This window comes from Pseudomonas sp. B21-048 (genome assembly GCF_024748615.1).
Taxonomy (GTDB): Bacteria; Pseudomonadota; Gammaproteobacteria; order Pseudomonadales; family Pseudomonadaceae; genus Aquipseudomonas.
Genome location: NZ_CP087168.1, coordinates 5,371,908 through 5,386,353 on the forward strand (window position 1 = coordinate 5,371,908; position 14,446 = coordinate 5,386,353).

The following is a 14,446-nucleotide window of genomic DNA, read 5'->3' on the forward strand; positions in this document are numbered from 1 at the left end:
AACTTACCCTCGAAAAACCGTTCCAGCAAAACTTTCTGTCATTTACTGGTTCCTGTTGCCGCCGTCGCGCAGACGACGAACAACAGGACGTTGCTTCAAACCGGCTTATTTACCGGATTTGATCTTGGTCCAGCTGCGCGTCAGGATCCGCTGGGTGGCGGCCGGCAAGTCGGCAATCGCGTACAGCTTGGCCAGGACTTCCGCTGGCGGGTAGATGCCTGGGTCGCTGGTGATTTCTTTATCGACCAGTGGAGTCGATGCCGCGTTACCGTTCGGGAAACGCACGGCGTTGGTGATCTCGGCCATGATTTCCGGCTTCTGCAGGAAGGTCATGAACTTGTAGGCGCCTTCGACGTTTTCGGCATCTTTAGGGATGGCGACCATGTCGTAGAAGCTGCCGGCACCTTCTTTCGGAATGTTGTAGCTGACTTTCACCTTGTCACCGGCTTCAGCGGCGCGAGCCTTGGCCTGGTACATGTCACCCGAGTAACCCACGGCGACGCAGATGTTGCCGTTGGCCAGGTCGGAGATGTACTTGGACGAGTGGAAGTAGCTCACCGAAGGACGAATCTTCAGGAACAATGCTTCGGCTTCAGCCAGTTGTTTCTTGTCCTGGCTGTCGGTCGGATAGCCCAGGTAATGCAACGCCGCCGGAATCATCTCGGTTGGCGAATCGAGGAAACTGATACCGCACGACTTCAACTTGGCAGCGTTTTCAGGTTTGAACAGCAAGTCCCAGGAGTTGGTTGGCGCATCGGCACCCAGTGCAGCCTTGACCTTCTCGGCGTTGAAACCGATACCGAGCGAACCCCACATGTAAGGGAACGCATGTTCGTTGCCCGGGTCGCTCACCGTTACCGCTTTAAGCAGATCCGGGTTCAGGTTTTTCCAGTTAGGCAGCTTGGACTTGTCCAGCTTCTGGTAAACGCCGGCCTTGATCTGCTTGGCCAGGAAGTTGTTCGACGGCACGACGATGTCGTAGCCGGACTTGCCCGCCAGCAACTTGGCTTCAAGGGTTTCGTTACTGTCAAACACGTCGTAGACGACTTTGATACCCGACTCGGCCTCGAACTTCTTGACGGTATCCGGTGCGATGTAATCGGACCAGTTGTACACGTGCAGCACCTTGTCGTCCGCCTGAACGGCGCCCGCCATCACGCCCATCAGGGACATGGCGAGGAGGGTCTTGCCAGCTATCTTCATACCTAATGCCTTCATGGGTAATGCTCCAGTTTTTTCTTTTTAAGCACGTGCTCGGTGGCCTTTTAGCGGGCATCCGAACAACCGTTAGTCTGGCAAGATCCAAGGCAGGCTTTCAAGGAAAGACCCATCCTTTGTTTGCACTGAGCGAAGTGCACACTTCACACCTCGCTCAGAGCCTAGCACTTAGCCCTGTAACGCACTCAGGGTCAGGTCCAGGCACTTGCGTGCTTTTGTTACCAGCTCATCGATTTCAGCCGGTGTAATCACCAGTGGCGGAGCAATGATCATGGTGTCGCCGACGGCGCGCATGATCAGGCCGTTGTCGAAGCAGAAGGTGCGGCAAATCATGCCAACGCCCTTGCCTTCGTAACGTTTGCGGGTGGCTTTGTCCTGAACCAGTTCGATGGCCCCCAACAGACCGACCCCACGCACTTCCCCCACCAACGGGTGATCGCTCAGTTCCCGTAGACGCTTTTGCAAATAAGGTGCCGTTTCTGCACGTACGCGCTCGACAATTTTCTCGTCGCGCAGGATGCGGATGTTTTCCAGCGCCACCGCCGCGGCCACCGGGTGCCCGGAATAAGTGAAACCGTGGTTGAAATCACCACCTTCGTTGAGCACCTCGACCACGTCGTCATGCACGATCAGGCCGCCCATCGGGATGTAGCCGGACGTCAGGCCTTTGGCGATGGTCATCATGTGAGGTTTGAGGTCGTAGAAATCGGTACCGAACCACTCACCCGTACGGCCGAAACCGCAAATCACTTCGTCGGCCACGAACAGAATGTCGTACTTGGCGAGGATTTCCTTGATCCGCGGCCAGTAGCTGTCTGGCGCAATGATCACGCCGCCGGCGCCCTGGATCGGCTCGGCAATAAAGGCACCGACGTTATCGACGCCGACTTCCAGGATCTTCTCTTCCAGCTGATTGGCCGCCCAGATACCGAACTCGTTCGGGGTCATGTCGCCGCCTTCGCCGAACCAGTACGGCTGGGCAATGTGGACGATGCCCGGGATCGGCAAGTCGCCCTGTTCGTGCATGTACGTCATGCCACCCAGGCTCGCGCCGGCCACGGTGGAACCGTGATAGCCGTTCTTGCGACTGATGATGACTTTCTTCTTCGGCTGGCCCTTGATCGCCCAGTAGTGGCGAACCATTCGCAGCATGGTGTCGTTGCCTTCGGAACCGGAACCGGTGAAGAACACGTGATTCATACCTTCAGGCGCAACGTCGGCAATGACCTTGGCCAACTCTAGCACCGGCGGGTGAGCCGTCTGGAAGAACAGGTTGTAATAAGGCAGCTCGCGCATCTGCTTGCTGGCGGCATCGGCCAGTTCATCGCGACCGTAGCCGATCGCTACACACCACAGGCCAGCCATGCCGTCGAGGATCTTGTTGCCTTCGCTGTCCCACAGGTAAACGCCCTTGGCATGGGTGATGATCCGCGGGCCTTTCTCTTTGAGCTGCTTGAAGTCGCTGAACGGGGCCAGGTGGTGATCGCTGCTCAGGGCTTGCCACTCACGGGTTTGCGGGTTGTTGCTGGTCATGCGAATTCTCCTTGGATTGCAGTGAAGGGCGCATCAGACGGCGAAGAGCAGGAATTCCCGTTCCCACGAACTGATCACGCGCTTGAAGTTTTCATGCTCGGCCCGCTTGACCGCGATGTAGCCGGTGATGAATTTCTTGCCCAGGTACTTTTCGATGGTCTTGCTGTTTTCCATGCGATCCAGGGCGTCTTCAATAGTCAGAGGCAGGCGCAGGTTGCGCCGCTCGTAACCACGACCCACGACCGGAGCACTCGGGTTATGCCCTTCGACCATGCCGATAAAGCCGCACAACAGGCTGGCGGCGATGGCCAGGTAAGGGTTGGCATCGGCGCCCGGCAAACGGTTTTCCACCCGACGGTTCTGCGGCCCGGCATCCGGCACCCGCAGGCCAACGGTGCGGTTCTCTTCACCCCACTCCACGTTCACCGGTGCCGAGGTATCCGGCAGGAAGCGGCGGAACGAATTGACGTTGGGGGCGAACAACGGCAGCAGCTCAGGAATGAATTTCTGCAATCCGCCGATGTGGTTCAGGAACAGTTGACTCATGGTCCCGTCTTCATTGGAGAAGACGTTTTTGCCGGTCTCGATGCTGATAATGCTCTGGTGCAAGTGCATGGCGCTGCCCGGCTCGCCGGTCATGGGCTTGGCCATGAAGGTCGCCGCCACGTTGTGCTTGAGCGCGGCTTCACGCATGGTGCGTTTGAACACCAGAATCTGGTCCGCCAGGGACAGGGCATCGCCATGACGGAAGTTGATTTCCATCTGCGCGGTGCCGTCCTCGTGGATCAGCGTGTCGAGGTCCAGCTCTTGCAGTTCGCACCAGTCGTAGACGTCTTCGAACAACGGATCGAATTCGTTCGCCGCTTCAATCGAGAAGGACTGGCGACCGGTTTCCGGACGACCAGAGCGGCCGATCGGCGGTTGCAGCGGGTAATCCGGGTCATCACTGCGCTTGGTGAGGTAGAACTCCATCTCCGGCGCCACGATCGGCTGCCAGCCGTGGTCGGCGTAGAGTTTCAGCACCTTTTTGAGCACGTTGCGCGGGGACAGCTCAATCGGGTTGCCCTGCTTGTCGTAGGTGTCGTGGATCACCTGGGCGGTGGGCTCGATGGCCCAGGGCACCAGGAATACGGCGTTATGGTCGGGGCGACAGATCATGTCGATGTCGGCCGGGTCGAGCAGTTCGTAATAGATGTCGTCTTCGACGTAGTCGCCAGTCACGGTCTGCAACAGGACGCTTTCGGGCAGGCGCATGCCTTTTTCGGCGATGAACTTGTTGGTCGGCGAAATCTTGCCCCGGGTGATGCCGGTCAGGTCGCCAATCATGCATTCGACTTCTGTGATCTTGTGGTCTTTCAACCAATCGGTGAGCTGGTCGAGGTTGTTACTCATAAATGCCTCTTAGGCTGAGTTTCCTGACTCTTATAAGTCAGGCGTTGTTTGACGCATCGGCGTCGCGTTGTAATGCGCGCTTGCGACAGGCATCACCAAATGCCTGGAAAATCGCAAGGTAGTCAGGATTCAAGCTTACCTGCCATTCGGGATGCCATTGCACGCCCAAAGCAAAAGCCTTGCCTTCGATAACAGAGACGGCTTCGATCAACCCGTCGGGTGCCACGGCTTCCATACGAAGGCCCGGTGCCAGACGCTCGATACCCTGACCATGAATTGAGTTGACTTGAATCTCGCTCGCCAGGCCCAGGCCGGCCAGCACGCCACCCGGTTGGACGTGCACCGGGTGACTTGGCGCGTACTGCCCTTCCAGCGGCAGGCTGTCGTCTTCACGGTGATCCATGAATGGACCGGCCTCGTGAACCTTCTGATGCAGACTGCCGCCGAACGCCACATTCATTTCCTGGAAGCCGCGGCAAATGCCGAGCACGGGAACACCGGCCTCGACAGCGGCGCGGATCAGCGGGAGAGTGGTGGCATCGCGTGCAGAATCATGAGCAGTACCCGGCGCACTGGCCGGGCCGTTATAGTGAAACGGTTCTATATTAGAGGGAGAGCCTGTAAAGAGAATGCCGTCCAGAGCGTCGAGAATATCGGACGGCGCCAGTCGATCCGCCAGGGATGGAAGAATCAACGGCAGGCCCTTGGCAGCTGATGCCACGGCGCGTACGTATTTGTCGCCACTGATGTGATAAGCATGCAGACCGATCTGCTTTGAGCAGGCGGTGACGCCGATTAACGGCAGGCGAGACATGAAGCACCCCGGTAATTATTGCTGTTATGGGTTTGAATCGAGCTTAGCCTTGTTCATTTTTTTACACAACACCCCCGTAAAAAATACAACACGGCCCGCTCAAGCTCGCGGATGCCAAGAAGGCTGAAGGCAAAAAAACGCCACAAAGTGCCTCAAAAAAGCCCTTCACGTGCTTTTTTAGAGCAAAAAAGGCCTCGCTTGACTTCGGCATGCCGTTCGGGTTGACTGGAATCCGAAGAGATCAATGATTGATATTTTTAACAACAAAGGTGTTGCATCATGTCGGTACCCCCGCGTGCCGTTCAGCTTAACGAAGCGAACGCGTTCCTTAAGGAACATCCTGAGGTTCTGTACGTTGACCTTCTGATTGCGGATATGAATGGTGTGGTGCGCGGCAAGCGCATTGAACGCACCAGCCTCCACAAGGTTTACGAGAAAGGCATCAACCTGCCGGCCTCTCTATTTGCTCTGGATATCAATGGCTCGACGGTGGAAAGCACCGGCCTGGGCCTGGACATCGGCGATGCTGACCGAATCTGTTATCCAATCCCAGACACCCTGTGCAATGAGCCCTGGCAGAAGCGCCCGACCGCGCAGCTGTTGATGACCATGCACGAACTCGAAGGTGATCCTTTCTTCGCCGACCCGCGCGAAGTCCTGCGACAAGTCGTAGCCAAGTTTGACGAGATGGGCCTGACCATCTGCGCTGCGTTCGAACTGGAGTTCTACCTGATCGACCAGGAGAACGTGAACGGTCGCCCGCAACCGCCGCGCTCGCCGATCTCCGGCAAACGCCCGCATTCGACACAGGTTTACCTGATCGACGACCTCGACGAATACGTCGACTGCCTCCAGGACATTCTGGAAGGTGCGAAAGAGCAAGGTATCCCTGCCGACGCGATCGTCAAGGAAAGCGCCCCGGCACAGTTCGAAGTGAACCTGCACCACGTGGCCGACCCGATCAAGGCTTGCGACTATGCGGTCCTGCTCAAGCGTCTGATCAAAAACATCGCCTACGACCATGAGATGGACACCACCTTCATGGCCAAGCCTTATCCAGGCCAGGCAGGTAACGGTCTGCACGTCCATATCTCGATTCTTGATAAAGATGGCAAAAACATTTTTGCCAGCGAGGATCCCGAGCAGAACGCCGCACTGCGTCACGCGATCGGCGGTGTGCTCGAGACCCTGCCGGCGCAGATGGCTTTCCTCTGCCCGAACGTTAACTCCTACCGTCGTTTCGGCGCACAGTTCTACGTGCCGAATTCGCCGTGCTGGGGCCTGGACAACCGCACCGTCGCGATCCGCGTACCGACCGGTTCCTCCGATGCCGTGCGCATCGAGCATCGTGTCGCCGGCGCCGACGCCAACCCGTATCTGTTGATGGCTTCGGTGTTGGCGGGCGTGCACCACGGCCTGACCAACAAGATCGAACCGGGCGCGCCCGTGGAAGGCAACTCCTACGAGCAGAACGAGCAAAGCCTGCCGAACAACCTGCGTGATGCACTTCGTGAGCTGGACGACAGCGAAGTCATGGCCAAGTACATCGATCCGAAATACATCGACATTTTTGTCGCCTGTAAAGAGAGCGAGCTGGAGGAGTTCGAACACTCCATCTCCGACCTTGAGTACAACTGGTACCTGCATACCGTGTAAGCGGTTGCAGTAAAAACAACGCCGCCGGCCTCACAGCTTGCGGCGTTTTTTTGTGCATCGATCGTTCCCACGCTCCTGCGTGGGAATGCATCAAGGGACGCTCCGCGTTCCAGTCTCACCGATGATGTCTTGCCTGACATCGATGTGACGCGGAGCGTCACGGGCTGCATTCCCACGCAGAGCGTGGGAACGATCAACTTGCCCGCGATGGCGGCCGAGAAGACAACACACAACTCGACTCGTACAATGCCCGCTGCCCGCAGGAGACTTCAATGACGCGCACCGCCACCATTCGCAAACCCCGCGCCCGCAGCCAGGCCCGGATCGATTCGATACTCGATGCCGCCCGCACGCTGCTGGCCGCCGAGGGCGTGGCCAGCCTGTCGATTTACAGCGTCGCCGAACGCGCGGAGATCCCGCCCTCCTCCGTCTACCATTTTTTCGCCAGCGTCCCGGCCCTGCTTGAAGCCCTGACCGCCGACGTCCACGCCGCGTTCCGCGCCTGCTTGCAAGCGCCCATCGACCACCATGCCCTCAACGGCTGGCGCGATCTGTCGCGACTGGTGGAACAACGCATGCTCGCCATCTACGACGAAGATGCCGCCGCCCGCCAACTGATCCTCGCCCAGCATGGCCTGACCGAAGTCACCCAGGCTGACCGCCAGCACGACATCGAACTCGGCGACCTGATGCACAAGCTGTTCGATCATCACTTCGAGCTGCCGAGACTGCCGGGTGATGTCGATGTGTTTGCGCTGGCCATGGAACTGGGGGACCGAGTGTATGCACGCTCGGTGCAGCAGCATGGGCAGATCACGCCGAGAATGGCTGAAGAAGGGATGCGCGTGTTTGATGCTTATCTTGGGCTGTATTTGCCGCCCTACCTGCCCAAGCGCGAAGTGCTTTGATCGTTCCCACGCTCTGCGTGGGAACGATCAGGGCTCACACCGTTTGCGCACGCGCTTACAACTTGGCGATCGACACCTCGGTGGATTTCACAAACGCGATCACTTCACTGCCGACCACCAGTTCCAGCTCTTTCACCGAACGGGTGGTAATCACCGAAGTGACGATGCCGGAGGCGGTCTGCACGTCGATTTCCGACAGCACGTCACCCAGCACGATTTCCTTGATCGAGCCTTTGAACTGGTTGCGGACGTTGATGGCTTTGATAGTCATGATATTTCTCCTGAGGTCGAAATGAGCTGCAAGTGGCAAGCGACAAGCTGCAAGTAAAAGCGCTCTGCTTCCCCTTGCCGCTTGAAGCTTGCAACTTGCCGCTGCTTCTATTGCGCCCAGCGCAATTGCGTAGGCAGTGGTGAAACAGGTTCCGGTTCCGGCGGTTGGCCAGGCAGGGACAGCACACGGTTAAGCACTTCGGTTTCCAGCGCCGCCAGCCGATGGGAGCCACGGACCCGAGGGCGCGGCAGTTCCACATGCAGGTCGAGGCCGACTTCGCCCTCTTCAATCAGGATCACCCGATCGGCAATCGCCACCGCTTCGCTGACGTCGTGGGTCACCAGCAACACGGTGAAGCCATGCTGTTGCCAGAGCCGTTCGATCAGTTGCTGCATTTCAATTCGGGTCAGGGCATCCAATGCGCCCAAGGGTTCGTCGAGCAACAACAAGCGTGGTTGATGAATCAGCGCGCGAGCCAGGGCCACACGCTGTTTTTGTCCGCCAGACAACGCTGCCGGCCACTCATTGGCGCGATCCGCCAGGCCGACCGTTTCCAGCGCTTGCAATGCTTGCGGCCGCCAGTCGCCTTTAAGCCCGAGACCGACGTTGTCGATGATCTTTTTCCACGGCAGCAGACGTGCTTCCTGGAACATCAGCCGAGTGTCTTCCCGCGCATCACTGAGTGGCGCTGCGCCTGCAAGCAGCTCACCTCCCGTGGGCTTGTCGAGACCGGCGAGCAAGCGCAGCAAGGTGCTTTTGCCGCAGCCACTACGCCCGACCACCGCCACAAACTGCCCGGCCGGAATGTGCAGATCGATTTCACGCAACACTTGCCGCGAACCGAAGGTTTTTTGCAGCTTGCGCACCACCAGCGGAATGCCGTGCAGCAAGCGTGGAGGTTGTTGAGCCGTCATGCGGCACCTCCCTTGGCAACCTGATAGGCCGGATGCCAGCGCAGCCACACACGTTCAAGCCCACGCGCCGCAAGATCGGCCAGCTTGCCGAGCACCGCGTACAAAAGAATCGCCAGCACCACCACGTCGGTCTGCAAGAACTCTCGGGCATTCATCGCCAGGTAGCCGATGCCCGAGCTCGCGGAAATGGTTTCCGCCACGATCAATGTCAGCCACATAAAGCCCAACGCGAAACGCACACCGACCAGAATCGAAGGCAATGCACCCGGCAAGATCACTTGGCGAAACAGGCTGAAACCGGACAAGCCATAACTGCGCGCCATCTCCACCAGCGCCGGATCGACGTTGCGGATACCGTGATACGTGTTGAGGTAGATCGGGAACACCGTGCCTAACGCCACCAGAAATACCTTCGCCGACTCGTCGATGCCGAACCACAGGATCACCAGTGGAATCAGCGCCAGGTGCGGTACGTTGCGGATCATCTGCACCGAACTGTCGAGCAGGCGTTCGCCCCATGTCGACAAGCCGGTGATGAAACCCAAGGTCAGGCCGATGCCGCCGCCAATGGCGAAACCGAGCGCCGCACGCCAGCCGCTGATGGCCAGGTGGGTCCAGATTTCACCGCTGCTGACCAGGCTCACACCGGCCTCGATCACCGCGATGGGCGCCGGCAGAATCCGCGTCGACAACCAGCCCGCCGACACCGACAACTGCCATACCGCCAGCAACAAGACCGGCAACGCCCAGGGTGCAAGGTTGTGGAGGAGTTTCTTCATGACAGCTCCTCAGCTCTGGGACGCTGCTTTGGGAAGAATGTCGTTGGCCACCATCTCGCCGAACGGGCTGACGTAACCGGCACTTTTCGGCAGCTCCGGGCGCTCGATGTCCAGGTGAGGGAACAGCAACTCGGCCACCCGATAGGATTCTTCCAGGTGTGGATAACCGGAGAAGATGAACGTGTCGATGCCCAGGTCCGCATATTCCTTGACCCGAGCAGCCACGGTCGGACCATCGCCAACCAGCGCCGTACCGGCCCCGCCGCGCACCAGACCGACACCGGCCCAGAGGTTGGGGCTGACTTCCAGGTTATCGCGGCTGCCGCCATGCAAGGCGGCCATGCGTTGTTGGCCAACTGAATCGAAACGCCCCAAAGAAGCCTGGGCACGGGCGATGGTTTCATCATCCAGATGCGAGATCAGTCGATCCGACGCTTGCCAGGCCTCGGCATTGGTTTCACGCACGATCACGTGCAAGCGAATACCGAAGCGCACGGTGCGCCCGAGCTTCGCGGCTTTGGCACGAACCTGCGCGATTTTTTCTGCCACGGCGGCCGGTGGCTCGCCCCAGGTCAGGACCATTTCGACCTGTTCTGCCGCGAGGTCTTGCGCGGCTTCCGACGAGCCGCCGAAATACAGCGGCGGACGCGGTTGCTGGATCGGAGGATAGAGTAATTTGGCGCCCTTCACGCTGATGTGCTGACCGTCATAGTCGACGGTTTCACCTTCCAGTACCCGGCGCCAGATGCGGGTGAACTCCACCGAGGCCTGATAGCGCTCTTCGTGACTGAGGAACAAACCGTCGCCGGCCAGTTCTTCCGGATCGCCACCGGTAACCAGGTTGAACAGCGCACGACCGCCAGACAAGCGATCCAGTGTCGCGGCCTGACGTGCCGCCACCGTCGGGGAAATGATCCCGGGGCGCAAGGCGACAAGGAATTTCAAACGCTGGGTCACCGGGATCAGCGATGCCGCCACCAGCCATGAGTCTTCGCAAGAGCGACCGGTTGGAATAAGTACCCCGCCGAAGCCCAGACGATCCGCCGCTTGCGCGACCTGTTGCAGGTAACCGTGGTCGACGGCGCGAGCGCCTTCGGCGGTGCCAAGGTAATGGCCATCGCCGTGGGTAGGCAGGAACCAGAAGATATTGAGGCTCATGGAGTGGTCTCCTTGGGAAGTCGAATTACGGCGCTTTGGCAACGGCGGCCGGTGGCGTCCAGATCACGTCTTTGATGCTCAAGGGGTTGGGAATCAACTTGAGCTGGTAGAAGCTGTCGGCGATTTTTTGCTGGGCCGCGACGACTTCCGGCGTAAGGAACAGCGCGCCATAACCCTGGCGTTTCACCGAGGTCAGGGTGATGTCCGCTGGCAGGCCGAGCAGTGGCGAAACTTGTTGGGTCACCTCGATGGGATTGGCCTTGGACCACTCGCCAACCGCGCGCACTTCTTCCACCAGCGCCTTGATCACTTCAGGGTTTTTCTGCGCGTAGGGTTTGGTCGCCAGGTAGAACTGGTGGTTGTCGACGAGGCCCTTGCCATCGCGCAGGGTGCGCGCTTGCAATTGCTGTTCGGCGGCGGCCTGATACGGGTCCCAGATCACCCAGGCATCGACACTGCCACGCTCGAACGCGGCGCGGGCATCGGCGGGGGGCAGGAACACGGTCTGGATGTCGGTGTATTTGAGGCCGTCGTCTTCAAGCGCACGCACCAGCAAGTAGTGCACGTTGGAGCCTTTGTTGAGCACGATTTTTTTGCCCTTGAGGTCCTGCACCGATTGGATCGGCGAACCCTTCGGCACCAGGATCGCTTCGCTGTGGGGCGCTGGTGGCTCATAGGCGACATAGAGCAGATCGGCACCGGCCGCCTGAGCGAACACGGGCGGCGTTTCACCGGTGACACCAAAATCGATGGAGCCGACGTTCAGGCCTTCGAGCAGTTGCGGGCCACCGGGGAATTCAGTCCATTGCACGTCTACGCCTTGGGCGGCGAGGCGTTTTTCGAGTGTGCCTTTGGCTTTGACCAGCACCAGGGTGCCATATTTTTGATAGCCGATTCTTAAGGTCTCGGCTTGAGCTTGGGTAATGACGCCGAAGGACACAGCCGCAGCAAACAGAGCGACCAGACCACGACGCAAAATGACAGGGCGCATGGCGCTCTCCTTTTTTGCAGTTGGGTTTTGGCTGCACCTGCTTGCCCGTTAGCGGGCCAGTAAGGTGGAGTACATCAAATATGGGCGTGGCTTGAGTGCTGGCTTAAATGCCCCAGCGAGCACTCAACAAACGTTCGTTCAACAGGTTCGGATCGAGCGGCTTGGGCCGACGAGCCATGGCGCTGAAAAACTGCTCCAGCGCTTCAAACAATCGTTGCGCTAGTTCCGGCGCCAACTGCGCCTGGGCGCTGCCTTCGCCATAAGCGATCTGGCTGTCCACGGCGAAAATTCCCTGGAGCATTTCCTGGGCTTTCAGTGCCGACAGCACCGGCTTGAGCGCGTAATCCACCGCCAGCATGTGGGCGATGCTGCCGCCAGTAGCCATCGGCAGAACAACCTTATGGCTCAGGGCGCGTTCGGGCAGCAGATCGAGTACCGTTTTCAGCGCGCCAGAGAACGACGCTTTGTAAACCGGTGTGGCAATCAGCAAGCCATCGGCGTTTTCAATCTGTTGCAACAGGTCGATCACCTTCGGGCTGTCGAAGCGTGCGTATAGCAAATCTTCGGCCGGGAAATCCCGTACCTGGTAATTCACCACTTCCACCCCTTGTTCTTGCAACCAGCGTCGCGAGCGCTCCAGCAAAACCCCGGAACGGGAGCGCGGGCTGGGACTGCCACCGAGTGAGACGACCAGCATTCAGACAATTCCTTGAGCGGTGTTGGCGATTCGCGGCTTGCAATTTCGCGTTGATGGAGTGACCTTAACAGGTGATTTATATATCCATAAATCATATTTATTCATTTGGTTATATCTTAAATGAATATAAGAATTGGCTTTTTTCAGGCAAAAAAATAGGCCGTCGAAACGGCCCGAAATCTCCTGCTTTGGTGGACTTATCGTTCCCACGCTCTGCGTGGGAATGCATCCATGGACGCTCCGCGCCCACTATGACGCAGAGCGTCACGGACGGAGGGTGCCGGCGCTGGAATCCTGTTCGAAATCGGGGGCGATATCGCCGAGTCTGAGGCTCATGGTGCTGCTCCTTGGGAGTGCTTGTTTGAGCTGAACTTTGCCTGCATTCCTTAGAGATTAAAAAGAATAAATATCGATTTATTTAGATCACAAGTGAATATTAAATATCTGTTCACTGGACCTGAATAGCCATCGATACGAACATCGATCACAAGGTTCGAGAAGGCCTTGAGTTGCTGCAAAAAAGGGGAATTTCAAGGAGGGTTTACGGGGGTGAGCCCACCTTGAAAACGCAAAAGCCCCGCCCGGCGTGATGCCGGGCGGGGCTTTTTTTACGTTCGGTTACGCGAGTGCTGTTACAACAGCGGGATCGAGTAGCTGACGATAAGACGGTTTTCGTCCTGGTCGCGCTGACCTGGAACGTCGTTGCGCCACATGGCGTTTTTCCAGGTGAGGCCCAGGTTTTTCAGCGGACCTTCTGGCACTACGTAAGCCAGGGTCAGGTCACGTTCCCACTCCGAACGGCCGGAACCGGCGACAGCAGTGCTGGTGCTGCTGATGGTATCGATGTTGTCACCACGTAGGTAAACGATACCGGCAGTAGCGCCCGGCAGACCAACCTTGGCGAAGTCATACGAGTAGCGAGCTTGCCAGGTACGTTCGCCGGCACGGGCGAACTTGGCGATCTGCATGTCGGTAGTCAGGTAAGCCGACGAGCCGTCACCCTGGTTCAGCCAAGGGAAGTCGCTGCTGCCGTTGCTGACCTGATAACCGCCACCGAAAGTGTGACCGGCAACGGTGTACAGGAATAGGCCGCTATACAGGTTGTTGTCGACCTTGCCTTTACCACCACGGAAGCCCTGATAGTTACCGGAGCTGTAGTAAGCCGAGTCATGGCCGTTGGCACCATCATCGGAGCTGTTGAAGTAACGCAAGTCAGACTTCAACACTCCAGGACCGATCGACCAGTTGTGAACCAGGCCCAGGAAGTGTTGCTTGTAAAAGTCTTCCAGGTTGCCGTAGTAGTACTGGGCAGTCAGGTCTTTGGTGATTTTGTAGTCACCACCACCGTAAATGAACTTGTTGCTGTCACGACCGGCAGCGGTGTGAGCGTTTGCACCAGCGATCGACAACTCTTCGTTGTTGCTGGAGTTACGGCCCTTGGCGTGCTCGATCTGACCGCCGACCAGTGTCAGGTCTTTGATGTCGTTCGAGGTGATCTGACCGCCCTGGAAGGTTTGCGGCAGCAGACGACCGTCGTTGGTCACGATCACTGGCAGTTTTGGCTGCAGGGTGCCCAATTTCAGTTCGGTCTGGGAAATCTTGGCTTTGGCTGTCAGGCCCAGGCTGGAGAAGTTATCAACCGCTTCGCCGTTGGATTTGCTTGGGAAAACAGTGCCGCCGTAAGAAGTCGAAGTGGCACCGTTGGTACCGCCGCCCGAGTCCAGACGCACGCCCAGCAGGCCGATGGCATCGATACCGAAGCCGACAGTGCCTTGGGTGTAGCCGGAAGTGAAGCGCAGGTCGAAACCTTGACCCCATTCTTCGTTCTTGTTTTGAACGCCAGAAGCCGTGCTCGCAGCGGAATCACGGTTATCGGTGTTGATGTAGAAGTTACGCAGCCCCAATGTAGCCTTGCTGTCTTCGATGAAACCAGCGGCGCCTGCCTGCTGCGCCAAAACCCCTACGGCCACAGCCAGGGCCAAGGTGGACTTCTTCATTGTTTCGCTCCTCTCGTTCTAATTTTTGTGTTCTTTGGTCTCGGGTCTAACGCCCGGATCCACAGATGCGCGATTAGCGCCAGACCACGACTCAATCGTAACCCTGTGTGATACGACT

The 14,446-nt window shown here is 58.3% G+C and carries 13 protein-coding genes and 1 pseudogene; 2 read left to right on the forward strand and 12 right to left on the reverse strand.

Annotated elements, in window-relative coordinates; translation table 11 throughout:
• Positions 1 to 105: 105 nt before the first annotated feature.
• From LOY56_RS25245 to LOY56_RS25260, 4 genes are all read right to left on the reverse strand, one after another.
• A complete protein-coding gene (locus tag LOY56_RS25245) occupies positions 106 to 1,203 on the reverse strand; it encodes a polyamine ABC transporter substrate-binding protein (protein ID WP_258622887.1) in 1,098 nt (365 codons plus the stop codon).
• Between the two features lie 183 nt (positions 1,204 to 1,386).
• Entirely contained in the window at positions 1,387 to 2,751 is a 1,365-nt protein-coding gene (locus LOY56_RS25250) for an aspartate aminotransferase family protein (protein WP_258618008.1), read from the reverse strand.
• A 33-nt stretch (positions 2,752 to 2,784) separates the two neighbouring features.
• Positions 2,785 to 4,143 (reverse strand): glutamine synthetase family protein, encoded by a 1,359-nt coding sequence (locus LOY56_RS25255; RefSeq protein WP_258618009.1) that lies wholly within the window; start codon positions 4,141 to 4,143, stop codon positions 2,785 to 2,787.
• 37 nt (positions 4,144 to 4,180) lie between these two features.
• Positions 4,181 to 4,957, reverse strand: a complete 777-nt coding sequence (locus LOY56_RS25260) for a gamma-glutamyl-gamma-aminobutyrate hydrolase family protein (RefSeq protein ID WP_258618010.1) — start codon at positions 4,955 to 4,957, stop codon at positions 4,181 to 4,183.
• 279 nt (positions 4,958 to 5,236) lie between these two features.
• Between LOY56_RS25260 and LOY56_RS25265 the strand changes: the two genes are divergently transcribed.
• A complete protein-coding gene (locus LOY56_RS25265; protein WP_007897683.1) occupies positions 5,237 to 6,613 on the forward strand; it encodes a glutamine synthetase family protein in 1,377 nt (458 codons plus the stop codon).
• 272 nt (positions 6,614 to 6,885) lie between these two features.
• Positions 6,886 to 7,521, forward strand: coding sequence for a TetR/AcrR family transcriptional regulator (locus LOY56_RS25270; protein ID WP_258618011.1), 636 nt, complete (start codon positions 6,886 to 6,888; stop codon positions 7,519 to 7,521).
• A 55-nt stretch (positions 7,522 to 7,576) separates the two neighbouring features.
• Here LOY56_RS25270 and LOY56_RS25275 read toward each other — a convergent pair whose 3' ends face one another.
• The 8 genes and pseudogenes from LOY56_RS25275 to LOY56_RS25310 all read right to left on the reverse strand — a co-directional run bounded on the left by LOY56_RS25275 (position 7,577) and on the right by LOY56_RS25310 (position 14,328).
• Complete coding sequence (locus LOY56_RS25275) at positions 7,577 to 7,792, reverse strand: molybdopterin-binding protein (protein ID WP_003229256.1); 216 nt, start codon at positions 7,790 to 7,792, stop codon at positions 7,577 to 7,579.
• Between the two features lie 107 nt (positions 7,793 to 7,899).
• Positions 7,900 to 8,706 (reverse strand): aliphatic sulfonates ABC transporter ATP-binding protein, encoded by an 807-nt coding sequence (gene ssuB / locus LOY56_RS25280; RefSeq protein ID WP_258618012.1) that lies wholly within the window; start codon positions 8,704 to 8,706, stop codon positions 7,900 to 7,902.
• Positions 8,703 to 9,485 carry an aliphatic sulfonate ABC transporter permease SsuC gene (ssuC, locus tag LOY56_RS25285; RefSeq protein WP_258618013.1) on the reverse strand — a complete coding sequence of 261 codons (783 nt, stop codon included), beginning with the start codon at positions 9,483 to 9,485 and terminating at the stop codon, positions 8,703 to 8,705. Before ssuC ends, ssuB begins: the two co-directional genes overlap by 4 nt.
• A 9-nt stretch (positions 9,486 to 9,494) precedes the next feature.
• A complete protein-coding gene (gene ssuD / locus LOY56_RS25290) occupies positions 9,495 to 10,643 on the reverse strand; it encodes an FMNH2-dependent alkanesulfonate monooxygenase (RefSeq protein ID WP_258618014.1) in 1,149 nt (382 codons plus the stop codon).
• A gap of 25 nt (positions 10,644 to 10,668) precedes the next feature.
• A complete protein-coding gene (locus LOY56_RS25295) occupies positions 10,669 to 11,634 on the reverse strand; it encodes a sulfonate ABC transporter substrate-binding protein (RefSeq protein WP_258618015.1) in 966 nt (321 codons plus the stop codon).
• 103 nt (positions 11,635 to 11,737) lie between these two features.
• The gene (ssuE, locus tag LOY56_RS25300; RefSeq protein WP_258618016.1) at positions 11,738 to 12,331 is read right to left on the reverse strand and encodes an NADPH-dependent FMN reductase; all 594 of its coding nucleotides are present in this window, start codon (positions 12,329 to 12,331) and stop codon (positions 11,738 to 11,740) included.
• A gap of 270 nt (positions 12,332 to 12,601) precedes the next feature.
• A pseudogene (locus tag LOY56_RS25305) lies at positions 12,602 to 12,667 on the reverse strand (peroxidase); the annotation flags it as partial.
• Between the two features lie 296 nt (positions 12,668 to 12,963).
• On the reverse strand, positions 12,964 to 14,328 hold the full coding sequence (locus tag LOY56_RS25310) for an OprD family porin (protein ID WP_258618017.1): 1,365 nt from the start codon (positions 14,326 to 14,328) through the stop codon (positions 12,964 to 12,966).
• Positions 14,329 to 14,446: the final 118 nt, after the last annotated feature.

Bases quoted from the DNA above. Each gene is read 5' to 3' on its own strand.
- LOY56_RS25245 (WP_258622887.1), bottom strand. From the start codon at position 1,203: ATGAAGATAGCTGGCAAGACCCTCCTCGCCATGTCCCTGATGGGCGTG.
- LOY56_RS25295 (WP_258618015.1), bottom strand. From the start codon at position 11,634: ATGCGCCCTGTCATTTTGCGTCGTGGTCTGGTCGCTCTGTTTGCTGCG.
- LOY56_RS25255 (WP_258618009.1), bottom strand. From the start codon at position 4,143: ATGAGTAACAACCTCGACCAGCTCACCGATTGGTTGAAAGACCACAAG.
- ssuB (WP_258618012.1), bottom strand. From the start codon at position 8,706: ATGACGGCTCAACAACCTCCACGCTTGCTGCACGGCATTCCGCTGGTG.
- LOY56_RS25260 (WP_258618010.1), bottom strand. From the start codon at position 4,957: ATGTCTCGCCTGCCGTTAATCGGCGTCACCGCCTGCTCAAAGCAGATC.
- LOY56_RS25265 (WP_007897683.1), top strand. From the start codon at position 5,237: ATGTCGGTACCCCCGCGTGCCGTTCAGCTTAACGAAGCGAACGCGTTC.
- LOY56_RS25270 (WP_258618011.1), top strand. From the start codon at position 6,886: ATGACGCGCACCGCCACCATTCGCAAACCCCGCGCCCGCAGCCAGGCC.
- LOY56_RS25310 (WP_258618017.1), bottom strand. From the start codon at position 14,328: ATGAAGAAGTCCACCTTGGCCCTGGCTGTGGCCGTAGGGGTTTTGGCG.
- ssuD (WP_258618014.1), bottom strand. From the start codon at position 10,643: ATGAGCCTCAATATCTTCTGGTTCCTGCCTACCCACGGCGATGGCCAT.
- ssuE (WP_258618016.1), bottom strand. From the start codon at position 12,331: ATGCTGGTCGTCTCACTCGGTGGCAGTCCCAGCCCGCGCTCCCGTTCC.
- LOY56_RS25250 (WP_258618008.1), bottom strand. From the start codon at position 2,751: ATGACCAGCAACAACCCGCAAACCCGTGAGTGGCAAGCCCTGAGCAGC.
- LOY56_RS25275 (WP_003229256.1), bottom strand. From the start codon at position 7,792: ATGACTATCAAAGCCATCAACGTCCGCAACCAGTTCAAAGGCTCGATC.
- ssuC (WP_258618013.1), bottom strand. From the start codon at position 9,485: ATGAAGAAACTCCTCCACAACCTTGCACCCTGGGCGTTGCCGGTCTTG.